17 protein-coding genes and 2 pseudogenes are annotated in these 22,844 nt (G+C 64.8%); 5 read left to right on the top strand and 14 right to left on the bottom strand.

The genetic code is table 11. The annotated features are described in order from the left end of the window. Position 1: 1 nt before the first annotated feature. The 3 genes from HWX31_RS17555 to HWX31_RS17545 all read right to left on the bottom strand — a co-directional run bounded on the left by HWX31_RS17555 (position 2) and on the right by HWX31_RS17545 (position 1,852). Positions 2-205 carry a cold-shock protein gene (locus tag HWX31_RS17555; RefSeq protein WP_059610410.1) on the bottom strand — a complete coding sequence of 68 codons (204 nt, stop codon included), beginning with the start codon at positions 203-205 and terminating at the stop codon, positions 2-4. Between the two features lie 4 nt (positions 206-209). Then, positions 210-1,016, bottom strand: coding sequence for a hypothetical protein (locus tag HWX31_RS17550; RefSeq protein ID WP_174959812.1), 807 nt, complete (start codon positions 1,014-1,016; stop codon positions 210-212). A 257-nt stretch (positions 1,017-1,273) separates the two neighbouring features. Next, positions 1,274-1,852 carry a DUF4337 domain-containing protein gene (locus HWX31_RS17545; protein ID WP_174959814.1) on the bottom strand — a complete coding sequence of 193 codons (579 nt, stop codon included), beginning with the start codon at positions 1,850-1,852 and terminating at the stop codon, positions 1,274-1,276. Positions 1,853-2,384: 532 nt separating this feature from the next. On the opposite strand from HWX31_RS17545, the gene HWX31_RS17540 reads away from it, so the two are divergent. Further along, the gene (locus HWX31_RS17540) at positions 2,385-2,657 is read left to right on the top strand and encodes a hypothetical protein (RefSeq protein WP_174959816.1); all 273 of its coding nucleotides are present in this window, start codon (positions 2,385-2,387) and stop codon (positions 2,655-2,657) included. 177 nt (positions 2,658-2,834) lie between these two features. On the opposite strand, the gene HWX31_RS17535 is transcribed toward HWX31_RS17540, so the two are convergent. The 8 genes and pseudogenes from HWX31_RS17535 to HWX31_RS17500 form a co-directional block, all read right to left on the bottom strand. After that, a complete protein-coding gene (locus tag HWX31_RS17535; RefSeq protein ID WP_174959818.1) occupies positions 2,835-3,086 on the bottom strand; it encodes a PAAR domain-containing protein in 252 nt (83 codons plus the stop codon). A gap of 33 nt (positions 3,087-3,119) precedes the next feature. Beyond that, positions 3,120-3,695, bottom strand: coding sequence for a lysozyme inhibitor LprI family protein (locus HWX31_RS17530; protein WP_174959820.1), 576 nt, complete (start codon positions 3,693-3,695; stop codon positions 3,120-3,122). Between the two features lie 3 nt (positions 3,696-3,698). Beyond that, complete coding sequence (locus tag HWX31_RS35195) at positions 3,699-6,662, bottom strand: lysozyme family protein (RefSeq protein WP_174959822.1); 2,964 nt, start codon at positions 6,660-6,662, stop codon at positions 3,699-3,701. A 53-nt stretch (positions 6,663-6,715) separates the two neighbouring features. Then, a pseudogene (locus HWX31_RS17520) lies at positions 6,716-9,222 on the bottom strand (type VI secretion system Vgr family protein). A gap of 291 nt (positions 9,223-9,513) precedes the next feature. Next, positions 9,514-10,231, bottom strand: a pseudogene (locus HWX31_RS17515) (phage integrase family protein); the annotation flags it as partial. Between the two features lie 115 nt (positions 10,232-10,346). Then, a complete protein-coding gene (locus tag HWX31_RS17510) occupies positions 10,347-11,441 on the bottom strand; it encodes a potassium channel family protein (RefSeq protein ID WP_174959824.1) in 1,095 nt (364 codons plus the stop codon). Between the two features lie 80 nt (positions 11,442-11,521). Further along, a complete protein-coding gene (locus HWX31_RS17505) occupies positions 11,522-12,850 on the bottom strand; it encodes an NAD(P)/FAD-dependent oxidoreductase (protein WP_174959826.1) in 1,329 nt (442 codons plus the stop codon). 125 nt (positions 12,851-12,975) lie between these two features. Then, the gene (locus HWX31_RS17500; RefSeq protein ID WP_063800927.1) at positions 12,976-13,221 is read right to left on the bottom strand and encodes a hypothetical protein; all 246 of its coding nucleotides are present in this window, start codon (positions 13,219-13,221) and stop codon (positions 12,976-12,978) included. Positions 13,222-13,585: 364 nt separating this feature from the next. Between HWX31_RS17500 and HWX31_RS17495 the strand changes: the two genes are divergently transcribed. Continuing rightward, a complete protein-coding gene (locus tag HWX31_RS17495; RefSeq protein ID WP_010096915.1) occupies positions 13,586-14,440 on the top strand; it encodes a helix-turn-helix domain-containing protein in 855 nt (284 codons plus the stop codon). A gap of 125 nt (positions 14,441-14,565) precedes the next feature. Next, positions 14,566-16,233 carry an ATP-binding domain-containing protein gene (locus HWX31_RS17490; protein ID WP_174959828.1) on the top strand — a complete coding sequence of 556 codons (1,668 nt, stop codon included), beginning with the start codon at positions 14,566-14,568 and terminating at the stop codon, positions 16,231-16,233. Positions 16,234-16,267: 34 nt separating this feature from the next. Here the strand turns inward: HWX31_RS17490 and HWX31_RS17485 are convergent, their stop codons facing one another. Further along, positions 16,268-17,827: a methyl-accepting chemotaxis protein gene (locus HWX31_RS17485; RefSeq protein ID WP_174959830.1), complete on the bottom strand. Its 1,560-nt coding sequence runs from the start codon at positions 17,825-17,827 to the stop codon at positions 16,268-16,270. A gap of 238 nt (positions 17,828-18,065) precedes the next feature. Here HWX31_RS17485 and HWX31_RS17480 point away from each other — a divergent pair, with 238 nt between their 5' ends. Then, positions 18,066-19,580, top strand: a complete 1,515-nt coding sequence (locus HWX31_RS17480; protein WP_174959832.1) for an MDR family MFS transporter — start codon at positions 18,066-18,068, stop codon at positions 19,578-19,580. A gap of 36 nt (positions 19,581-19,616) precedes the next feature. Here HWX31_RS17480 and HWX31_RS17475 read toward each other — a convergent pair whose 3' ends face one another. Continuing rightward, entirely contained in the window at positions 19,617-20,618 is a 1,002-nt protein-coding gene (locus HWX31_RS17475) for a quinone oxidoreductase family protein (protein WP_244143765.1), read from the bottom strand. Positions 20,619-20,743: 125 nt separating this feature from the next. Here HWX31_RS17475 and HWX31_RS17470 point away from each other — a divergent pair, with 125 nt between their 5' ends. Next, a complete protein-coding gene (locus HWX31_RS17470) occupies positions 20,744-21,619 on the top strand; it encodes a LysR family transcriptional regulator (protein WP_174959836.1) in 876 nt (291 codons plus the stop codon). A 13-nt stretch (positions 21,620-21,632) separates the two neighbouring features. Here the strand turns inward: HWX31_RS17470 and HWX31_RS17465 are convergent, their stop codons facing one another. Then, entirely contained in the window at positions 21,633-22,724 is a 1,092-nt protein-coding gene (locus tag HWX31_RS17465; RefSeq protein ID WP_174959894.1) for a porin, read from the bottom strand. Positions 22,725-22,844: the final 120 nt, after the last annotated feature.

The raw sequence follows: 22,844 nt of genomic DNA, 5'->3' as shown, positions 1-22,844 counted from the left end.
CTTACAGCGGCTTGATGTTCGCTGCCTGCTTCCCTTTCGGGCCCTGCTTGACGTCAAAACTGACCTTCTGACCCTCTTGAAGGGACTTGAAGCCGCTTCCCTGAACCTCGGAGAAGTGCGCGAACAGGTCATCGCCGCCGTCGTCCGGCGTGATGAACCCAAAACCCTTCGTATCGTTAAACCACTTGACGGTACCGGTTGCCATGTTCTTAATGTTCCACGGAAAAGCTGTTTAGATAACGCCGTCGGCGCGCGCCGGACGTGCGGCTACCTTGTATCACAGGTGAGCCGGCGCCGACAATCGAGGTTTTTCGATCGACGATTTCATTCGGGCAGCGGACAATCCGAGCACGACCGCGTGTCCAATCAGGCATGGGCCAATCCACCGACGAAAAGGCAATAAATGACGGCCAGCTGATGGTCGGGATCAAAGACCAACGACGTGCAGGCGTCGTCGTCGAACGCGCCTCCCACACCGAACCTTGAAGCTGCCCGAGAAAGGCGTCGTCAATGCGCTCCCGCCCCAGACTAATCGGAGCGTGCACGTACGTTCCGTCAATCTGCGGAGCGAGCACGAGACGTGCGGCCGGATTGACGGCCCAAAGCCGGACGCCATATAGCCCGCCGGCGGACGGATAGCGGTAATGTCCGTTGCTGCCGCGCGCAGGTTGCGCCCAGGATGCGCGCGATTGCGTCCACCGGCACCGCTTCGGCACGATATTGCCGCAAGCTCTCCCTGAAACGCGCCTCGGCAAATTGCGTGCGCGACTGCACACGGCCTCTTTCCCCTTTGACATTCTTGTCGAAGGTACCGAACGACGTCGCAAGATGAAAGGCGAAGACGGCAACCAGACCCGCTCCATGATCGGATGAACCTCGTTGATGCAAATGCTTGCTCCGGACGACCACGCCGAATAGACACAGACCCCGGCGGCCTCCATATGTGAGGTGCTGAGTTTGACGAATACCGGATTGTGATGGTCGACGAGTTCTGTAAGATTCGCGGTCAGTTCCAACGGTCTGGTTGACTCGACGGGCAAATCGAGCAGCCATATTCCGGAAACATCAGTGTCCGCATTTTGCGGAATTTTAGTCCCGAGCCCTCGGCGGAAATCGTTGGTCGCGCATGCTCCGCGACCTCTAGCTACGATCTACGACAGATACTTCCCAGACCCCTATCGCGTGCAAATGCTCCGCGATCAGCCCTGACGCGCGCGTGACCTCGCGCATACACGGGCGCGATACGACAGGACTGCGACGGCCTCGCCATCAATCAAACTCCAAAGAATGCCAACCCCGCCATCACGATGCCAATCGCGGCCACGCCGATCGACAGACCCTGCATCCATGACCGCCGCGTGAGAATCGTGATCGCCGCAAGTGCGATCGAGATCTGGATGACGGTCGTCGCCTGCGACCATCGATGGTGTCGGTGCATCCGCTCCTCGCTCGCCGCGTTGTTCTTTTCGACTTCCTTTTCGAGCGCCTCGGCACGTGCCCGGATCGGTTCCTTGTCGGCGCGGTATCGCGCGGCGTCCGCCTCGAACCGCTTCCGCTGCGGCGACGTGTCCGGGCTCAACGCTGCACCGAGTTCGGCGAGGTTCTGCTTATTGCCCTTCGCCTGATAGTAGGCCCATTGGTTCGCAGCCTCGGTTTTCCGGATCGCAGCGTCATTCTTGTACAGCAGCGCGAGGCTCTCGTCAGCACCACTCTGATAGGCAGATATCGCGCCGAAGCAGGCAAGCACGGCCGTCAGCACCGCGATGCGCGACGTACCTTGATCACCACCGTGAGCCGCGTGATGTTCCACCGCATGGTCGTGAGGGCCATGAACTTCGAATTCTTCAGACATCCGGGGCATCCGCGTGATAGGCGTCGGGATAATGCGGCGATTATCCGGTACTTGTGCGAGTTCTAGCAATGCCCGAGGGGGCTATCGTCCTTTTCGTGCGGGAAATGGCGGTTGGTGCTGAAAAAAAGACAAAAGATCAAGGGCTTGCGATCGGACCTCTCGCGTGAAATCCCAATGCCGGCAAAGCCTTGCCGCAGGAGGCAAGGCACCCTGAAACTGCCACATTTCCCATGAAAAGTCCGCATACCCCGATACGCGCCGGCCGATCGTACGATCGGCCGCCAGCGCGGCGCGGAGGGATCGGATCCGGGCTCGGTTGATGCCGCTGATGCGATGTCCGGCCGGATCTTGCGTACCGCCCAACCCCTGATATGTACAGTATTTCGGCCGCAATGGCCGCCGGACGGTGCCGAGAACGGAGTGGACACCTGATTCGAGTGGTCGACGTTCGCGATTGCGGTGCCTTCGCGCAGCCGATGTATGAGCACGCCGGCATGCGCGCGCACCTGGCATGTATACCCGGGAATCGAGCATGACTACGGCGCCGATGCTCGAGCTGCGCGAAGCGATGGTTGCGCTTGGCTGGACAGTGGTCAGCGATTTCGGCTATTCGCATCGCAGCGGCTGGACGATCGGTGTCTGCCGCGTGCGCGATAAGTGGACGGTCGAGCTGTGGGATGGAACGTCGCTCCATGCCGTCGTCGACTCGCCCGTGGCGGCCGTCAAGCTACATCGCGAGTTGGTGACGGAATCCGAGCCTAACACCCCTCGTGATCTCGAAGGGCAGCACGAGCTGTCGAGCTGACCAGTTCAAGCGCTGGGTTCGCCGGCCTCCGCCGGCGCCTCGATCCCCATCGTAGGTGAGATCGTGCCGGTGTGGCGACGTCTCACTACCTAACCCGAGCTGGCCGCGCGGCAGTCGCAAGATGACGATCTCGTGCGCGTTCGTCGCACACAAGATCGCCCCAACTACGCGGCTCTTTTAGATAAGGCTAGAGATGAGGTGACAACCGCATGTCGCCCGATGCCCGTGCCGTGCAATCGGTATGCCGTCGTCCGTCATCGAGGAATCGCCCTCCTCGATCACGTTGGGCGATAGATCGGGATGCTGCGGACAAGACACGCGGTCCCCCTTGCGCGCAACGTATCGCCCGTCGAAGCGCATGGTTGTTGAGCCTGTTTCGACCTTACCACCGTGGTCAGTGCCGTCACCGATGCGAATCAAATCGATCATCTGCTCTCCGTTAACGGGAAATGAAGATCAATGTCACCAATTTTTAAAGAAATTGAGCCTGGCCGTGCAGGCGTCGCGCTCTTCTTGTAGCTTCGCGGCCGTCATCTTGCAGTTCAGGGTTACATATTTAACCCAATTCGGATTATCTCCATCGGAGGTATTTTTTATCAACTTCGTTATCACCTTGCCAGTATCTCCATTTTCATACAAATTCGCCATTACAGCAATCGACCGCCTGAATACATCCATTCCGACCGCTGCCCCCAAATAGCGAATTTCATCCGTTCTCGCCTCCGTCACTGACGTCAAACAAGTCAATTTATCAATAGCTGCCTCCGCCCCCGGGGCGGTAGCATCAAAAGCCGCGCCGCAATATTTCTCCTTATACACAACCCACGCCCTCTGAGTTGCAATGAGATTTTGCTTATCCGATGCGGTCATTTTCATCAGAAAATCATTGTAGCTTTTATTTAAAATTTTATCTGCAGCCTCGTAATTTGTTTGCGCACAATTGGTCAATTCCGCGTTGGTTTGGCCATTGCAAGCCACCTTCGAAAAGGCGGCACCGGAAACAAGCATAAGGACACAAAAGACAATATTCTTCGTCACAGTCTATCTCCAGCAGTCACAAGTCATACCTTTCTCGAACAGGACAGCCTCTTTCTCTCGTCGTTTGAGTAGGCCATCGTTCCCGGTTCCTTCCCACAATACTTTCATGGCACGTAACTGCGCCGCAACTTCAGGTAAATTATTATTCTGAATGGCAGACTTAATATTTCTCATGTGAACCCGCGATCTTTGACCGGGCTTATCTTCTAATTGAGATCCACGGTTATAGACCAAGCTGAGCAGCGCTCCTTGACAATGCGGATGCAATTTCGTAATACCAGGAAATGCGTCAACGGTAAACTGAGCGTAGCGGCGCTTAACCTTCTTAGCCATCTCAAGCGCCTTTGGCTCGGATATTTTTATATCACTAAAGGATGAAACAACGGCGCGCGCCCCATCCCCATGTTTTCCGATCGCAGTTAAGAACCGAGTGATCTCTGCCTCCGCAAAAAAACCATTCAAATCGCCGCGAGCCGTCGCTTCGGGTTGTTGCCCCAAATCATAACCGTAGCCAATTGTTACACCGCTAGATTGATCTTTTTTGCTCCCTGGCACGTAAGGAACTTCACCAAATCCTTCCGAGTCGAGGATAAGGTGAAACCCCTCTACTGATGTATAGTACATTCCCTCTGTAGTGGAAAAATCCAGCACGTCAGTTTTGCATTTGTCGCTACAACCAGCCATGAAATTCGCAATCAACCCGATCGGGTGAAAATGCCATGGCTTTGGCTCTTTCGGAAGAATCTTCGCGTCAATCCCCTGAACCTCTTCCCACCACTGCAGCTTCTTGATCCGCTCCATCTCGTTCTGCCATTTCCACGGCACGAGCTTCATATGAGGCGTGATGTCCTCCCACTTCCCCATGTTACCGCCCCACTCGCTCTCGCTCTTCACGACCATGTGCGAGATCGCCTCGGCCAGCCATTGCGTTGTCTGCGCATCCGCCAATTCCGCTGCGGTTACCTTGCCATCGTGGTTAGCGTCAATGGCCATTTCGAGTTTCTGGATGAGGTCGCTGGTGGCCAACGCGTCCGCACTCGGCTTGAAGTTGTCTTGATCGTCTCCCATGGCCAGGCCCGCGACGAACAGATACCGCTTGAACATGTCGACCATTTTGGTCGAACTGTTGTCGACGAGATCGAACCCAGGCCAGTCCCACGGGCTGCACAGCTTCACTTTCGGATGATCCTGCTCGCGCACCCAGCCTTGACGGGTTCCGCCCTCTTTCGTGCCGACTATCACGTTCCACCAGCGTTTCGTATTTCCGCTCGTGTCCTTGTCTTCTCGTGCCAAGCTTTGCGGACCCTTCTTGTCGAGATCGACCACCCGGAACACGTTGCGGAAGTCGGTTCCGGGCCCGTCCGCCTGGCTGACCTTCAGCGGAAAGTTTTTCCAGCCCTTGACTGGTGCCGTCGTCATTTGATTGACCAAGCCCAGGCTGCTGTCGATCCAGAACGGACTGCCGGTCGGCGTCTCGATCGGCGCCTGCTTTTTCGGTGGCTTCTCCTTGTGCTTCTTCCCCTTGCCGGCCGGCCCGGCTGGCTCCGGCTGCGCGGCAGGCATTTTTACGGTCTTGGGCTGCACCTTGACCCATCGCGATTTCGGATCGCCGACAGGTACCAGCTTCAAACCCGTCTGCTCGAGGGTGTAATCCGAATCCGGAACTTTCGTCACGAGTTTTGCGCCCGCCAGAACCTCCAGAAACGGCTTGTCTTTATCCGGCAGTTCTTTCGCGCGTGCCTGACTCTTGGCGATGAACGCCGGAAGATCGGAGCCGGCAAAGACTTCGAGATGCAGCAACGGCCGACTCGGTACCGGAGGAGTGAGCTTTGCTTCCCTATAGCGCTGGTATTGCCCGAAATGTGCGACAACGTCTCCCGCGTTGACGGGGTAGGGCTTCTTGAGCACGACCACCTTATCGACGGGGCCGGACTGAGGAATCGGCTCCAGTTCCGAAAGAAACACGTAGCTGTACTTCAACTGCACATCCGGTGGTTGACCTACAACTGGGCCCACCGGATCGCCTTTAATAATCTTCGTGATCTTTACCCACCCCTTGCGGCCGCCGTTATCGGCCTCGTTCACGGTGAGTTCCGTTCCCTCGGGTAGCAAACCGAGGAGCTTACCGTTCGGGGTAATACGAACCCGAACACCCGATACAGGCTCCGGCAGCGCATCATCCGCACCTTGCTGCTGCGACGGATCGTCGCCGAGCGCGTCGGGATTGATCGGCTTGGGTTTGGGAAGGTCCTGCTTGTTCGGCTTCAACGCTCGATACGAGCGGTCGGCTTCCCAGTACGGAAGAGGTTTGAGCCGCGGCGCCTTGGGATCCGCGTTTTCGGTTTTGGGCTGATCAAGCGCCGCCTTATACGTTTTCCAGTCGAGCGTATGCATGTACAAACTGAAGAACGTCAGCGTTTCATCGGGAGGCGGACTCGACGGCGCCGGGGCCTGCGCCGGGGCTGGCGCAGAGGCCGGTGCCGGCGGTGTCCCATTGGCGCCCGACGCGGGCGATGTGGGTGGCGCATTCGAGGGTGCAGGAGCCGGGTCCGGCTTTTTCGGTACGGGCGGCAATTGCAGAGTATGGCGAATCAGCACAAAGCCCCGCGAATACAACGCGTTGCGCTTGTCCTGGTACGTCAACGTGGGGCACTCGTTGTCGAGCCGGTAAGCGACGATCTCCCCGGTGGCGATCGCGCATACGCCCTCGTCCTGTTTCAGTGCCTCGCCGGTCTTCTGACCGAAGTGAATGCCGCCATGCCAGATGCCGCTGGCGCCCAGCGGATAAAAACCATCCTCAGCGGTCGCAAGCACCTTCATATAGGTCAAGGGATCCGTGGCGTCCGGCGCCGCGCCCTCCTTGGTCGCGGGCGAAAACGGATAGCTCCATGCAAGAGGCGTATACGCGGGCTTTGCTTCGGGCTCAGGTTTCTTCGGTGGTTGTTTGGGAGGGTGCTTGTCCGTCATGGCAATTAGAATCGCAAGTCGTTATCGTGCTTCTCGTACGGGGCGAATCCGGATCAACCGGAAAAATCGTCCGCGTAACCGCCGTGCTTCGACACGGGCGTGCCGTTCAACGGATCGCGCAACGTCATGGTCGACGCACCGGGCTTGTCCCACGATGCGCATTTCTCGAGAATCTGACCTGACGTCCCGTTCTCGATCATGTTCGGCGTGATCTTGATATACGAACCACCGACGTTCAGAATCAGCTCCTTTTCCGCGCGCAGAACCATCCGTCCGGACGCGCTCTCGATCATGATGTCCTGCTGCGCGAGCATCGTCAGCGCATCACTCTGAGCCTGGATCTCGACAGGGCCTTTGGTCGCGAAGATTTTGATCCCGAGGTTTTGAGCGTACAGGCTGATCTTGTCCATGACGCTTGCGAGAAGCGACTTCCCGGCCGCAACGTTGACGTTCCTTCCCGACACCAGGTTGACCTGTTGATTCGCCGCGGCATGAAGCGACTGCTGGCTGGAGATCCCGACACCTGCCGGACTCGACAGCAGCATGGCCGGCTTCGCAAAGCCGTTGGCACTTCCTGTTCCTCCCCCTGCCGTGCGACCACCTTTCGTGACGCCCGGAACGCTGCTCTGCGTCATCTCGGTAAACGCCTTCAGCGCATCGCTGCCGTCCTTCAGGCTCTCGGCCCGGTTCGTTTCGCTCGCCTGCGAGACTGTCTCGAACACGGCTTCCGCAGCCGCGAGCTGTCAGTCGCGGCCGACACGTTCATCGGCTGTACTGCGGCCGGATGGGTCGAGATCGACAGGCCTCGTACCGCCCGAATCGCACCGTGCGCCTCCGACTTGAGATCGAAGCCGCTGCCGACGAACGCGCCGCGCGTGTTGTCGGACTGCTCGATCAAGTAACCCAGATGAAGGTGAGAGCTGTAGCTTGACGAGTAAAGGTGAGCCCGATTCTGACCGCTCGAGTCGTCCATGACGAGCTGGTTGAAACCATCGCCACCGTATTCGCGAGACCGGAAGCCGGACAGCAGGCCGTGCGTATGCCATACGGGCATCGTCGCACCCCCATGCAGTCTCGAGATGATCACCGGCCGGTCGCAATCGCCGTTCACGAATCCCAGGAGCACCTGGTCATCCTTGCGCAGCGGGAAGTAGCCGCCGCGCTTCGCGCCGGCGTCCGGCATTGCGGCGCGAATCCACGTCGTCGACTTTGTATTGCGATCGTTCCGGCTGTTCGATGTGCGGACCCGCACGCGGTTGCCATCGTCGGTAAGGATTTCGTCGTCGCTATCCGTCACGACGATCGCCGTTTGCAGGTGCATCTCCGGCTTCTCGTGCTCGAACGGACTGCGGAACGGCGTCTTGCGGCGTTGCGCCTCGATCTCGACGTGGAAAAATCCGACGCCGCCGTCGCGATGACGCACGGTCGCGCTGGTCCCGGCCGCCTGGACCTGTTCGATTTCACTGCGCAGGCTGCGCGGAAACCGCCTGAGCGCGTCCACGCCCGGCAGGTTGTTTTGAATCAGCCAGTCGCTCGCGATAATCGACAGCTCGCGCTCGTCCTCCGGCTGCGTGTCGAGAACGGGATGCCCCGACACCTTGAACCAGTAGCCGGGAAGCGCGTACCGCGGGCTACCGATTGCGAAATAGCGCTTCGACCGGGACGCCCATTCCTCGGTGCGAATGCGAGCTTGCTGCTCGCCGACGTCGGATGCTTCCCAAGTCTGCGAGCCAGTATAGAGATAGTCCTCACCTTGACCTGGCAAATCCTCGAGGTCGGCCGCCGGCATGCCGACCTGTTTGTCGAGATCCGGCCGCTTGTAGTCGGCTGTGCCGAGCGTCAGCGTCGCGCTTTGTGCGTCTTGCTGTTCACTCAGTTGGGTGAGCCCATCGAAATCCTCGTCGGTGCCCGCATGACTGAACCTCATCTCCGGGTTCGGCAGCGACGGCCCGAAATAGAGGTCGTCCATCATGACGACCTTATGCGACTTGCCGTCCTTCGCGAAATCGAAGCGCGGAAACACACCGATCTCTTCCAGGCTTCGGTGCACGAAGTTCCAGTCGGTTTCCCACTGCACGCGGTGCGAATACGAGGGGATCGCACTGCGCAGCTCGAGCCCGTAGTGGCCATTCGCCTGCGGATGCTTATCGAACACGTCGGTCAGGATCTGCCAGCCTGCGGTTTCCTGCCAATCTCGCCGATCGCTGCTCAGTTTGAGGAAGCTCAACCAGGACGCGAAGCGGAGCTGAAAATATGAGAGCGATCCGTCACTTCCCAGACGCCGAACCTGCTGCACGTAGCCGTGAATCGGCAGATACCCACCGTCCGTCTGGCGAATCCAGAGCGTGACGGGTTGCAGCATCAGCGCGTTGAGCTTGATCTTGTCGCCGACGACCGATGACGCGTCGACGACTACCTCGAAATTCCGCCCGAGCCGCGCTTGAATCTTGACGTACAGCGGCACGAGCCAGTCGTCGCCGAGCGGCGTATCGAGTTTGACGATGCGTTCGAACTGCGCGTGCCCGCCGCGCAGCGCCTTCAGCAAGACTTCGCCGCTCATGCTGACATCCCATGGTAAGCAATCTCGGCCGGTATTGCCCTCTCAGAACCGCGACCGCAATTATTAAACAATGCGACGAATTGGTTACATATTCTTCACCACCTTTGCGCTTCGCGTGCCAATTAAATCGTTGCGCGTGAGTCGTGATTCGAATCGCTTCGTCGGAAAAGACAAACTCAGATCATATGGCAATTCGCGCATGTACGTAGGATGATCTGTCCGGCAGAAGTATCAGCAATAGTTAAACTGCGATCGAGTACCGCGCAATTCCCCTGGTGCTGATGGCCAGTATGGCTCGGTGACGGCGGCCCACGGGTTGCCGGCCAGGCCGCGCATCTTGACCAGCCGCTCGAATGCCGCGCGCGGCGCGCGCACCGCGGACACGCGAACGGGCGCGAGCGGCCCGACGCTCCCGACGCCGGCGGCCCGCAGAATGCGTCGGCCGGCGTGGCCTGGAACGCCTTGTACGCCTCGCAGTCGTCGACCCGCGCTGGCGCGCACCACAACACCAGGCGCTCCAGCTCGAGTGATGCGCCCGCTGTGTGGCCGGCCGATCGTCGTAGCGGTGCAGGTACGCGCGCACCGCCGCGAGGTCGTGCTGTGCGGCGACGTACGGGAACGCCGGCGCGCAGTTCCCGCCCTGCGCGCCGGACAGCGGATGCGGCATAGCGAGCCGCTCAAGCAGCACCAGCTGGCCGCGCAGCGGCCCGATGACCGGGCCCGGCGCCACCAGCGGATCGATCGTGTCGGCGTGTCGGCGCAGCCACGCGACCAGCACGCGCGCCCGGCCGGCGCCGGCGCGCGACACCGAGCGCCACCACTGGCTGCCACGGCGGTACACCAGCGCAACGAGCTCGCCGAGCGTGCGGATTCCCTCCTCCATCAGCCGCTCCGCGACGATCGATCGGAACCAGCGGCCGACCGGGTGCTCGGCCTGCGGCAAAGCGACCGCCCATTGCCCGGCCACCTGCTTGATCAGTTGCAGCGACACGCGCGTCAGGTGCGGCTCGATGCAGACCTGAAACGCCTATATGGCGCCTACACATTGGAAATCGGCCAAAATTCCGGAAAGAAATTTAAAAATATGTTATTGAAATATATAGATTTTATTTCTCACTCCACCATCACACATCCGGATCCGGAATCCGCGCCGACTGAATCACGACGAGCGTGTCGCCGGCCTGGATCCGGCACGGCGGGTCTTCATAGAACGACTGGATCTTGCCGCCGCGGTCGAGCCCGACGACGATCGCGCCCGGCACCACGTTCGTCATGCAGCCGATCTCGTGCTTCATCGCCGGCCGTTCGACCAGCGTCGCGCGGCCGCGGGTCGACAGCATGTCGTTGACGAACGGCACGATATAGCGGCTCTGCACCGCATCCGCGAGCAGCAGCGCACCGATCTTCGTCGACGACACGATCACGTCCGCCCCCGCCTGCCGCAGCTGCCGCTGGTACAGGTTCTCCTGGATGCGCACGACGATCTTCGTGTCGGGCGCGATGCTGCGCACCGACAGCGTCAGCAGGATCGCGGTCGGATCGTCGGTCACCGAGATGATCACCGCCTTCGCGGCGCGCACCTGCGCCTGCTGCAGCAGGTCCTCGTGCGCGGGATCGCCGAGCAGCCCGGCCACACCGAGCGAGGTCGCGGCCTCGAGCGCCTGCTGCTGCGAGTCGATCACGATCACCGTCGCCGGATCGACGCCGCTTTCGAGCAGCTCGCGCACGGCGATCGAGCCGGACAGGCCGTAGCCGCACACGACGATGTGATCGGTCAGTTGCTTTTGCAGGCGTTTCATGCGGAATTCCTCGACGACGCGCTGGATCACGAACTGATAGGCCGTGCCCAGGAAGATGAACCAGATGCCGATGCGGATCGGCACGATGAAGAAGGCATCGATCAGGCGCGCCCGCGCGGTGACGGGCACGATGTCGCCGTAGCCGACCGTCGCGACCGTGACCATCGTGAAATAGACGAGGTCGGCGATGCCCATCGGCGTACTCTTCGTCGAATCGCGCAGGCCGTCGCGATCGAGATACAGCACGAGGAACGCGAGCGCGCACAGGAACACGACGAGGGCGAGACGGAACAGCAGCGTGCGATGCGGCGACGTCGCGGGGCGCGTGAACAGCGTACGCGCGCGCGGCGCCTGCCACGGGTTGCGGGCGCGGCGCAAGCGGGAGCGCAACGACCGGCGCTGGGCGGTGGGCGAAGCCAACGGAGCGATCTCCTGAAAGATAGGGGGTCGATTCTACGATGGGACGAGTACCACGGGCGCGCGTCGCCTGCCCGCCCCCGTCAAAGCACGCTGCGCGGCCGCACCATCGTGCCGTCGGCGAAACGCCGCGCGCGGAACGCGGCGAGATCGAGCGACGGCGCGCCGGTGTCGACCCATTCGGCGAGCAGCCGGCCGACGATCGGCCCCATCGCGAACCCGTGACCGCAGAAGCCGGTCGCGATCGCGAGCCCCGCCGGGTTGCCGGGCGCATCGATCACCGGGATGCCGTCGGGCAGCACGTCGATCAGGCCGGCCCATGCCTCGACGACCTGCGCGTCCTTCAGCGCCGGAAAGATCGCCTTCAGCTTCGCGAGCGCGCGCGGCGCATGCGCGGGATTCGGCTGCGGCTGCGGATCGCGCGGCTCGATCGGCCCGGGTCCGCCGTTGACCCGCGCGGCCAGGTCGCGCCACGCGGCGCCGTTCAGGCGGAGCCGGAATTTCTCCCGCTGCGACCAGAACGCCGGCCAGAACAGGCTCAGCCCGCGCAGGTGGCCGAGCGTCAGGTCGACGTCCGCCTGCATATCGTCGGCGAGATTGATCGCGCCGTTGCTGCGCTGGCGGATGCCGAGGCCGTGCCCCCAGAGCGTCGACGCGGAAACGGGCGGCAGCACGTTGGTGCGCATGCAGGTGCCGCGCACGGCCTGCTGCGGCAGCCGGATGCCGACGCCGTCGAGCAGCCGGAAGCTCATCGCGCCGGCCGCGCAGATCACGCGCGACGTGCGGATCGTGCCGCGCTCGGTCGCGACGCCGACGACCACGCCGCCCGCCGTCTCGATGGCGGTCACGCCGCAGCCTTCGAAGAAGCGCGCACCGGCCTCGGCCGCGCGCGCGGCAAACGCGGCGGCCACGCGCCGCGGCTCGGCCTGGCCGTCGCTCGCGGTATAGAGGCCGCCGAGCGCGGGTACGGCGAGGCCGCTGACGTGCTCGTCGATCTGCGCGCGCGTCAGCGTGCGCGTGTCGAGCCCGTGGTCGCGAGCGACGCCCAGCCACGCCTGGAACGACGCCCAGGCCGTTTCGTTGTCCGCAATATAGAGACAGCCGCCCTGCCGCCATTCGAGATCGAAACCGAGCTCGGCCTCCAGTCCTTCCCAGATCCGCATGCCGGCCATCATCAGCGGCACTTCGGGCGCTTCGCGCCCCTGCTGGCGCACGAAGCCCCATGCGCGCGCGGATTGCTGCCCGGCGAGCCGGGACTTGTCGAGCACGACGGCCTTCAGGCCGCGCAAGCCCAGGTAGTACGCGGCCGCGCAGCCCATGATGCCGGCGCCCGCGATCACCACGTCGGCATCGGTCGGAAATGCCGCGTCGGCGCGGGTCAGGTTGGCGTGAAGCGGATAGGTCGTCGTCATTGTTTCCTGATCGTCGGTAGCGCGCCGGGCGTGTTTGAAAATGCAGCAGTCAGATTGAACACGCAATAACGCCGATATTGCAATCCGACCCGATAGCAGCGACGTCAAACCCCGATTTCTACAGGCTACAGGCCCGTCTCATCCTGAGACGCCTTGTACCTGGCATACGCTTTCGCAGCGCCCATCGCTTCATGATGAGTCGCGAACGTCTCGTCGATTTTGTGCGTCATGCCAGGGATGTGCGCCTGCATCGCGGCGTGGTCACTCTTTCGTTCGAATCGCACCAGTGCACGCCACACGCCCGGAGGCTCCTCATAAGCCTCGCAGAAACACCGATAGCCGTTTTCATCGACAACCGCATGCTCCGACATCTCAACCTCCGCTTTGAATGACAAGCACCCCGCGCATCGCGCGTGGTTCGCACGTCCTGAGCGCAACGGCGGCCCGATTATGCGCCAATCCGAGCGCAATCGAGCCGATGCGAGTCAGGATCGACACCCTGACGTTTTGAATGGATTTAAATCTTCGCTGCCCGGGCAGGACAGACGCACATCCTGTGTAACGTTGGGAAACACCTTTCACACAATCACGTGTTTTACTACGAGGAACCGATGCCATTTTGCGGTAAAGTTATCTTTTCCGCGCGTGGCCGGTCGGCTCGCTACTGAACCTCCCCGAGATTGTCCGACGAGTTCCGCCGCAAGGCGTCGTCTTGAACCGATCCGCTCCCGTAGCATGACCACTGAAGCAATAACCACGGATTCCCTCGCGGTCGCCGAGCGCGTGCGCGAGCTGATGACCCGCAACGGCATCGGCAAGCGGCAGCAGACCACCGAGCTGTGCCGCATCCTCGACCTCAGCTTTTCCCAGGGCCACCGCAAACTGCGCGGCAGCAGCCCGTGGACACTCGCGCAGATCAAGAAAGTCGCCGAAGCCTACGGCGAGCCCGCCGCGCAACTGTTCGGCGCGCAGACGCTCGACCCCGGCATGGTCGGCGCGTATTCGCAGGAAGCCGTGCTGTACGCGGGCGTGGCCGAGATTCCGTGCACCGCGTGGATCGGCGCGCCGCTCGAAGCCGGCGCGCGGCCCGAGTTCGTCGCGTACGAGCAGAACGGCCACTGGCGCGTGCTGCGCCATAGCGGCGTGCTCTATCAGAACGCGTACGACGTGCACAAGATCGAAATCTATCCGCGCCGCGCGGAGAGCGACAAGCTGCTCGTCGCCGTGATCGACCCCGATCGCGTCAGCGCGACCGAACTGTGCCGCTATCTCGAACGGCAAGGCTTCGCGACGGCTACGTTCGACGGCCTCACCGCATTCGTCGATGCGCTGCAGGGCCAGGCGTTCGACGCGGTCGTCACCGAATGGCTGTTCGACGACTGCACGGCGGCGACCGGGATCAAGGCGGTGCGCACGTCCGACAATCCCGGCGCGCCGATTTTCGTGCTGACGGGCGACCTGCTCACCGGCCGAGCGAGCGAGGCGGACATCAGCGAAGTGATCCGCGCATTCGACGTGGTCTGCTACGAAAAACCCGCGCGCATGGCGATCCTCAGCGCGGATCTCGCGAAACGGCTCGCGCGGAGCTGAGCGCCCAGCCCGCCCCCATCGGCCGGATGGCCGGCGCACGCGCCGTACCGCGGCGGCGAGCGGGTTCCTCAGTACAATAGCCGCACCCGTTCACGCCCACGCCGGCAACCGCCGCGTCCGACCTCATGGCCCGCCTGATCCCCGACGACTGGAAAAGCCTCGCCGCGACCGGCGCGGCGGAACGCGAGCGCGAGACGCTCGCCGCACTCGAACACGCGCTGCCGGACAGCTACACCGTGTACCACGGCGTGCACTGGACCCGCGCCGAACAGGGCTTCTCGGTGTTCGGCGAAGCGGCGTTCGTCGTCGTCAGCCCGGCCGGGCGCGTCCTGCTGATCGAGCAGAAGGCGGGCTTTTTGCGCGAGACGCCGAAGGGGCTCGTCAAGGTCTACCTGCAGACCGAGCGCAACGTGCCGATCCAGCTCGCGCGCACGCAGGAGACGCTGCACCGCCGCCTGACCGCCTCGCTCGGCGCGGGCGTCTACGGCGTGGAGGCATTGCTCTACTGCCCGGACTACACGATCCGGCAGGCCGCGATCGCGGGCGTCCCGTCCGAGCGCATCGTCGACTCGACGCGCAAGGCGCAGCTCGCGCAGGTCATTCAGCAGATCCTGCCCGCCGACGAGCCGCGCGTCGCGAACGCACCGAAGATCCATCACTTCCTCGCGGACGAGCTGGCGCTCACGCCCGATACGAGTGCGCTCGTCGGGCAGGCCGGCACGCTCGTCACGCGGCTGTCCGGCGGCCTCGCCTCGTGGGCGCGCCAGCTCGAGTTCACGCCGTTCCGGCTGCGCGTCATCGGCACCGCGGGCTCGGGCAAGACGCAGCTCGCGGTGCAGGCGATGCGCGACTCGATCGCCGCGGGCCGGCGCGTGCTCTACGTCTGCTTCAACCGGCCGCTCGCCGACTACATCGCGCGCATCGCGCCGCCCGGCGCGAAGATCGCGAACTACCACCAGCTGTGCGACTGGGTCGCGCGCGACGGCGGCTACACGCCGGATTTCGACGCGCCCGACGCGTTCGGGCGGCTCGAGGCCCGCTTCGCGGAAACGCCGGTGCCCGAGCGCTGGCGCTTCGACGTGCTGATCGTCGACGAGGGGCAGGATTTCCATCCGTCATGGGCGAGCGCGCTGGAGCGGCTGCTCGCGCCGGACGGCGCGTGGTGGTGGCTCGAGGATCCGTTGCAGAACCTCTACATGCGCGAGCCGGTCGCGCTGCCGGGCTGGGTCTCGCTGAAGGCGCTCACCAACTACCGCAGCCCGCGCGACCTGCTCGATTTCGTGCGCGACGTCGTCGGCCGCGTCGAGCCGCTGGCGGCCGAGCTGCGCTCGGGCAGCCCGTTCGACGGCTCAGATCTCGTCGTGTCCGCCTACGGCGATGCGAACGCGTCACCCGCCGCGCTCGCCGACGCGTGCATCGACGCGACCAAGCGCGCGATCACGCAGGCGCTGTCGCTCGGGTTCCGCAAGCAGGACATCGCAGTGCTGTCGTACCGCGGGCGCGAAGGCTCGGCGCTCGCGGCGCTCGACCAGCTCGGGCCGCACCAGGTCAAGCGCTTCACCGGCAAGTACGATCTGTTCGGCAACCCCGAATACCACGACGGCGACGTGCTGCTCGATTCGATCTATCGTTTCAAGGGACAGTCGGCGCCGTGCGTGATCCTCACCGAGATCGACTTCGACACGCTCGACGCGCGCGCGGCCCGCAAGCTGTTCGTCGGCGCGACCCGCGCGACGATGAAGCTGCTGCTCGTCGCATCGGCGCGCGCGGCTGCGCAGCTCACGGGGGTGTAAGGGTGGTCGCCCGGACTGGGCTGACCAAACCCGCTTACGCGACCCGGAACGCGCCGACCGCGCGTTGCAGGCCATCGGCCTGCTCTTCGAGCGACGCGGCCGCCGCCGCCGCCTCTTCGACGAGCGCCGCGTTCTGCTGCGACACCTGATCCATCTGCGACACCGCGAGGTTCACCTGCTCGATCCCGTCGCGCTGCTCGTTCGACGCCGCCGCGATCTCGGACATGATGCTGGTCACGCGCGCGATCGCCTGCTGGATGTCCTGCATCGTCGTGCCGGCCACACCGACGAGCCGCGAGCCGTTCGCGACACGCTCGACCGATTCGCCGATCAGCGTGCGGATCTCCTTCGCCGCGGTGGCCGAGCGCTGCGCGAGCGTGCGCACCTCGCCCGCGACCACCGCGAAGCCGCGGCCCTGCTCGCCCGCGCGCGCCGCTTCCACGGCGGCATTCAGCGCGAGGATGTTGGTCTGGAACGCAATCCCTTCGATCGTGCCGATGATGTCGGCGACCTTCTGCGAGCTCTGGTCGATCTCGTTCATCGTGCCGATCACCTCGCCGACGACCGTCGCCCCCTTCGACGCGATCTCGGACGCGCTGTCCGCGCACGCCTGCGCCTCGGCCGCGTTGTCGGCGTTCTGCTTCACCGTCGCCGTCAGCTGCTCCATGCTCGCGGCCGTCTCCTCGAGCGCGGCGGCCTGCTCCTCGGTGCGTTGCGACAGGTCGGTGTTGCCGGCGGCAATCTGGTGCGTCGCGGTGACGATCGCCTCGGAACCCCGCGTGACCTGGCGCACGGTGTCGGCCAGGCTGGACTGCATGCCCTGCACGCCCTTGACCAGTTCGGCCATCTCGTCGCGCGACGCCCAGCGCACCTCGGAGGTCAGGTCGCCGTCCGACAGGCGGCGGAAGTGCGCCAGCAGCCGCGCGAGCGGCTGCGAGATCGCGAAATGCAGGCCGATCGCGCAGCCGAGGCATGCCGCGAGGCCGAACGCGATGCCGGCGACCGCGCCGATGCGCAGCCATTCGTAATACGTCTGCGCGGTGTCGAACACCTCCTTGCCGCGCGCCACCTGGAATGCGTCGAGCGCATCGGTCGCCTGCGTGAGCGCGACCGACAGCGGCGGCGCGACCGTCATCAGCAGCCGGTCGGCCTCGTCGCGGCGGCCGGCCCGAATCGCATCGGACATCGGCTTGAGCGCCTGCCCGATCAGCGCCTGGCGCGCGGCGTCCATGCGGCCGGCCAGCGCGCTCTCGTCGCCGTCGTGCGGCATTGCCGCATAGGTGCGCCACGCGGCGTCCGCCTTCGACAGGTAGTTGTCCGCCTTCGACAGCAGATCCGGCACTTCGGGCGCCTCGGGATGCAGCATCGCGCGGTCGAGCGTCGTGCGCACGATCGTCAGGTTCAGGGTCGCCGCGGAAAGCGCCGTCTTCGAGGCCAGCTGGCCGGTATACGCCTCATCGAGCGCGCGGTTCGAGCTTTGCATGCCGGCAAGGCCGATCAGCCCGGAAATGACGAGCAGGCCCGCAACCAGGCCAAGCGTGGAGAAGATCCGGGTCCGGATCGTGAATCGGGAAAACAGGGCGTTCAGGTTCATGACGGAACGTGGGCGGTAAAAAAGTCTCGCGGCGATCGGTGCGCAGCATTTTGTATTACGGATTGCCTGCAGAAAACTTGAGCCCCGGCCCCCTTTCGTTCCGTGATTTACATCAAATTCGGCGTCGCGCAGCGTCTTCCTGTTACACCTGAAACAATTACGGGATAAGCAGAAATTGACCAGGCAACCTTTAGCCCCTATATTTCCGAACAATTCACTGCCATGGCAGATATCCCCCATGCAAACCGAAACCGTCCCGCACTCGCCGACCGCCGACGCAGCCCGCCGCGACGCGCCCGTCGGGCTGATCATCGCCGCGCTGCTGCTCGTGATGCTGCTGTCCGCGCTCGACCAGACCATCGTGTCCACCGCGCTGCCGACGATCGTCGGCGAGCTCGGCGGGCTCGATCAGCTGTCGTGGGTCGTGACCGCGTACCTGCTGTCGTCCACGGTCGTGCTGCCGCTGTACGGCAAGCTCGGCGACCTGTACGGCCGCAAGATCGTGCTGCAGGCGGCGATCGTGCTGTTCCTCGCCGGCTCGGTGCTCTGCGGCGTCGCGCAGGACATGACGCAGCTGATCCTGCTGCGCGCGCTGCAGGGGCTCGGCGGCGGCGGCCTGATGGTCGTCACGATGGCCGCGATCGGCGACCTGATCCCGCCCGACGAGCGCGGCCGCTACCAGGGCATGTTCGGCGGCGTGTACGGCCTCGCGACGATCATCGGGCCGCTGCTCGGCGGCTTCCTCGTCGAGCACCTGTCGTGGCGCTGGATCTTCTACATCAACCTGCCGCTCGGCTTCGTCGCGCTCGCGGTGATCGGCGTCGCGTTCAAGCCGCACGCCGCGCACGTGAAGCACCGGATCGACTACCTGGGCGCCGCGTTCCTCGCGACCGCCCTCACCTGCGTCATCCTGTTTACGAGCGAAGGCGGCTCGCTGCTGCCGTGGTCGTCGCCGCAGCTGTGGATGACGCTCGTGCTCGGCGTCGTCGCGATCGGCGGGTTCGTCTATGAGGAGCGGCTCGCCGCGGAGCCGATCATGCCGCTCGCGCTGTTCCGCCATCGCACCTTCGTGCTGTGCAGCCTGATCGGCTTCGTCGTCGGCATCGCGCTGTTCGGCTCGGTCACGTTCATTCCGCTGTACCTGCAGGTCGTGAAAGGCTCGACGCCGTCGCAGGCCGGGATGCAGCTGCTGCCGATGATGGGCGGGATGCTCGCGATGTCGGTGGCGAGCGGCCGCCTGATCTCGCGGTTCGGCCGGTACCGCGCGTTTCCGATCGCGGGAACGCTGGTCGGCGGCGTCGCGATGGCGCTGCTGTCCACGCTGTCGCTCGCCACGCCGCTGAGCACGATGTACGGCTACATGGCGCTGCTCGGCATCGGGCTCGGGATGGTGATGCCGGTGCTCGTGCTCGCGGTGCAGAACACGATCGATTTCCGCCACATGGGCGTCGCGACGTCGGGCGTCACGCTGTTCCGCTCGATCGGCGGCTCGCTCGGCGTCGCGGCATTCGGCGCGCTGTTCTCGAACGGGCTGCAGACGCGGCTCGCGAACACACTGCCGGCCGGCGCCGAACTGCCGCCGTCGCTCGGCCCGGCCGCCGTGCACCAGCTGCCGGACGCGGTGCGCGACGCGTACCTGCACGCGTTCGCGGGGTCGCTGCACGTCGTGTATCTCGCGGCGGCGGCCGTGATCGCGATCGCGTTCGTGCTCGCGTGGTTCGTCGAGGATGCGCCGCTGCGCAAGCGCGCGTGACCGGGGGGAGCAGGCCGGCGGCCGGCCCATGCCCCGTCACGGCACCAGCACCACCGCCCCCGTCGTCGCCCGCGCCTCCAGCATCCGGTGCGCATCGGCCGCCTGCCCGAGCGGCAGCCGCGCGCCGATCTCGACGTGCATCCCGCCCGCCAGCCGCTCGAGCGTCACGCGCGCGGCGTCCCGGTAGCCGTCGACGTCGCGCGCGATGAAGCCGAGCACGCTCGGCCGTGCCAGCGCAATCGAGCGCGCCGGCCCGAGTTCGTCGAGATCGATCGTCTGGCGCGCGCCGACCGCGGCAACCTGCCCGATGCTCGCGACCATCCCGAACGGCCTGACCGCGCCGAGCGTGCGGGTCAGCACGTCGCCGCCGATCCCGTCGATCGCGTAATCGACGCCGGCGCCGCCGCCGAACGCGCGCGCCGCCGCGACGAAATCGTCGTCGCGATACGCCACCACCGCTTCCGCGCCGCGCGCGCGCACGAGCGCGGCCTTGGCCGCCGATCCGACCGTGCCGATCACGCGCGCGCCGAGCGCGCTCGCCCACTGCGTGACCAGCAGCCCGACGCCGCCGGCCGCCGCATGGACGAGCACGCTGTCGCCGGCGCCCACCGTCCGCACCTTGTGGAGCAGCATGTACGCGGTGATCCCTTTCAGCAGCCCGGCCGCGGCCGCGTCGTCGCTCACGCCGTCCGGAATCGGCAGCACGCGCGCGGCCGGCAGCGTGCGCGCCGTCGCGTAGCTGCCGGTCGGCAAGCCCGCGTATGCGACGCGCTGGCCGGGTTCGAGGCCGGTCACGCCGGGGCCGATGGCATCGATCACGCCCGCCGCCTCGACACCCAGCACGCCCGGCAACGCCGGCAGCGGATGCGCGCCGCTGCGGAAATAGATATCGACGAAATTCACGCCGACCGCGGTCTGGCGAATCCGCACCTCGCCCGCGCCGGGCGGCGCAACCGGCGCCTCCACGCGGCGCAGCACGCCGGCGTCGCCATGGCGGTCGATCCCGATCTGACAAGCGGTGATGACATTCACGTTCATGGTGTTCCTCGCAATCGAATGAAGTGACGCGATGATCCCATCGTGCATAATCGAGCGGAATTCACGAATCGCAAGCAGCTACTGTGCAAAATTCGACAGATGACGCGGCGGCTTCGCCGCCCGGGATGAGCTGGGACGACATCCGCTATTTCCTCGCGGTGATGCGCGGCGGCAGCCTGTCGGCCGCCGCGCGGGCGCTGCGGGTGCAGCATTCGACGGTCGCGCGGCGCATCGACGCGCTGGAGCACGCGCTCGGCATCCGGCTGTTCGATCGGCTGCCGCGCGGCTGGCCGCCGACCGACGAAGGCCTGCATCTGGCCGCGCACGCCGCGCGCCTCGAAGCGGACGCGCATGCGTTCGCGCGCGCGGCGCAGGGCGCGGCGGACCTGGACGGCGTCGTGCGCGTGTCGGCGTCGCCGGTCTTCGCGAGCCACTTCCTCGCGCCGCGGCTCGCGCGGGCGCAGCGCGCGTGGCCCCGGCTGCGGATCGACCTGATCGGCGAGATGCACGCGGCCAACCTGTACGCGCGCGAAGCCGACCTCGCGGTGCGCCTGTCGCGCCCGCAGGAGCCGGGGCTCGCCGCACGCCGGCTCGGCACGATGCGCTTCGCGCTGTGCGCGACGCCCGATTGGGCGGCCGCCCCGCCCGACACGTGGCAGTTCCTCGGCTACGACGACGCGCTCGCGCAGACGCCGCAGCAGCAATGGCTCGAACGGTTCGCGGCCGGACGCCGCTTCGCGTTCGTGTCGAACGATCTGGCGACGCTGCACCGCGCGTGCCTGGCCGGCGCGGGCATTGCGCTGCTGCCGCGGTTTCTGGTCGATGATCCGGCGATCGATTCCGCGCCCGCGCCGCTCGTCGAACTCGCCTCCGCGCCGCGCTGCGACATCGAGCGCGAGATCTGGCTCGTCGTGCATCCCGACGTGCGCCGGTCGCCGCGCGTCCAGCGCGTTGCGGATGCGATCGCGGACGCGGTGAGCACGGCGCACGGGCTGCTCTGACGCCGCGGCCCGGTCAAAACCGCTGCTGCAAACCGGCCATGATCCCGAGCTGGTTCCGCCCCATGTCGACCGTTCCGCCGGCAGCGACCGCCTTGGCCGCCGTCGCGCCGTTCAGCATGTAGCCGACCGACGCATAGACGCGCGTCCGCTTGGACACTTGATGGTTCGCCCTCCCGACCAGCAGGGTCGCGTTCGCGTCCGCATTGCGCGCCGGCCCGCGTTGCAGGTAGCGCGTGCCTTGCGCGTCGAACGACACCGCCGGCGTCAGCGTATAGGTGACGCCGGCGAAGAAGATGTCGGTCTGCAAATGGGTAGCCGCCGCGATGTTGTTCCGTATCCATCCCGCGCCGAGCTTCGCGCGCCCCAGCAGCGCGTATCCGCCGACGACGCTGTGCGTGCTCGTATGGGCGCTGCTGTCGAGCGGCGCCGATGCGCCCGCCCCGCCGCGCTTCACGTCGTAGGACGCCGCGACGCCGAAGCGTGTCTCATCGTATGCGACCAGCACCGTATATTGCCGGCACGCGAGCAGATTGCCCGGCACCTGCCCCGCGCAGCCGGTGGCCGACGGTCCGGCCGGCCCGGCGGCGTCGCGGCCGAAGCTGTAGGTGCCGCCGATCGTGAGCCAGCGGAACTTGCCCAGGTAGCCGATCGCGTTGTCGCTGCGTGCATGCGGCAGATAGGCGTCGAAGTTGCTCGGCGAATGAATGGACGGCCCGATCACGTCGACGTTTGCCAGCGCATAGGCCGTCATGTTCAACTGCCTGCCGAGCGTGAGCGTTCCGATATCGCTGCCCAGTCCCACGTTCGCCTGCCGGCCGAACAGCCGCCCGCCGTAATTGAACCCGCCCGTGCCGGGCTGGAAGCCGTTTTCGAGCACGAAGAACGCCCGGTAGCCGCCGCCCAGGTCTTCAACGCCCCTCATGCCCCACCTCGACGGCATTTCGCCGGTCAGATGCGGCATGCCCATCGCCGATCCGCCCTTCGCCGCATGGTTGTAATACGAAACGCCTGTATCGACGATGCCGTACAGCGTCACACTGCCTTGCGCATGCGCGATGCCCGCTGCCGCCATCAGCGCCCATGCGAGCGCACTTCCCTTCGCCATCGCCTTAAACATCCCCGAATCGATATGCATGACTAAGCTTTTCCATGAGACAAACGACACAGCGTTTCCACGCGCGATCGGTCGCCGGCCTCGCGCCGACGCCCCGCCGATGCGCCACCC

Origin of the sequence: Burkholderia ubonensis (genome assembly GCF_902833085.1) — a bacterium.
Lineage (GTDB): Bacteria > Pseudomonadota > Gammaproteobacteria > Burkholderiales > Burkholderiaceae > Burkholderia > Burkholderia ubonensis.
The sequence above is the reverse complement of the archived record's forward strand: the minus strand, read 5'-3'. Positions and strand labels throughout refer to the sequence as shown.

Coding starts and splice junctions, on each gene's coding strand:
- HWX31_RS17555 (WP_059610410.1), bottom strand. CDS start 205: ATGGCAACCGGTACCGTCAAGTGGTTTAACGATACGAAGGGTTTTGGG.
- HWX31_RS17545 (WP_174959814.1), bottom strand. CDS start 1,852: ATGTCTGAAGAATTCGAAGTTCATGGCCCTCACGACCATGCGGTGGAA.
- HWX31_RS17540 (WP_174959816.1), top strand. CDS start 2,385: ATGACTACGGCGCCGATGCTCGAGCTGCGCGAAGCGATGGTTGCGCTT.
- HWX31_RS17535 (WP_174959818.1), bottom strand. CDS start 3,086: ATGATCGATTTGATTCGCATCGGTGACGGCACTGACCACGGTGGTAAG.
- HWX31_RS35195 (WP_174959822.1), bottom strand. CDS start 6,662: ATGACGGACAAGCACCCTCCCAAACAACCACCGAAGAAACCTGAGCCC.
- HWX31_RS17505 (WP_174959826.1), bottom strand. CDS start 12,850: ATGACGACGACCTATCCGCTTCACGCCAACCTGACCCGCGCCGACGCG.
- HWX31_RS17500 (WP_063800927.1), bottom strand. CDS start 13,221: ATGTCGGAGCATGCGGTTGTCGATGAAAACGGCTATCGGTGTTTCTGC.
- HWX31_RS17495 (WP_010096915.1), top strand. CDS start 13,586: ATGACCACTGAAGCAATAACCACGGATTCCCTCGCGGTCGCCGAGCGC.
- HWX31_RS17490 (WP_174959828.1), top strand. CDS start 14,566: ATGGCCCGCCTGATCCCCGACGACTGGAAAAGCCTCGCCGCGACCGGC.
- HWX31_RS17485 (WP_174959830.1), bottom strand. CDS start 17,827: ATGAACCTGAACGCCCTGTTTTCCCGATTCACGATCCGGACCCGGATC.
- HWX31_RS17480 (WP_174959832.1), top strand. CDS start 18,066: ATGCAAACCGAAACCGTCCCGCACTCGCCGACCGCCGACGCAGCCCGC.
- HWX31_RS17475 (WP_244143765.1), bottom strand. CDS start 20,618: ATGAACGTGAATGTCATCACCGCTTGTCAGATCGGGATCGACCGCCAT.
- HWX31_RS17470 (WP_174959836.1), top strand. CDS start 20,744: ATGAGCTGGGACGACATCCGCTATTTCCTCGCGGTGATGCGCGGCGGC.
- HWX31_RS17465 (WP_174959894.1), bottom strand. CDS start 22,724: ATGGCGAAGGGAAGTGCGCTCGCATGGGCGCTGATGGCGGCAGCGGGC.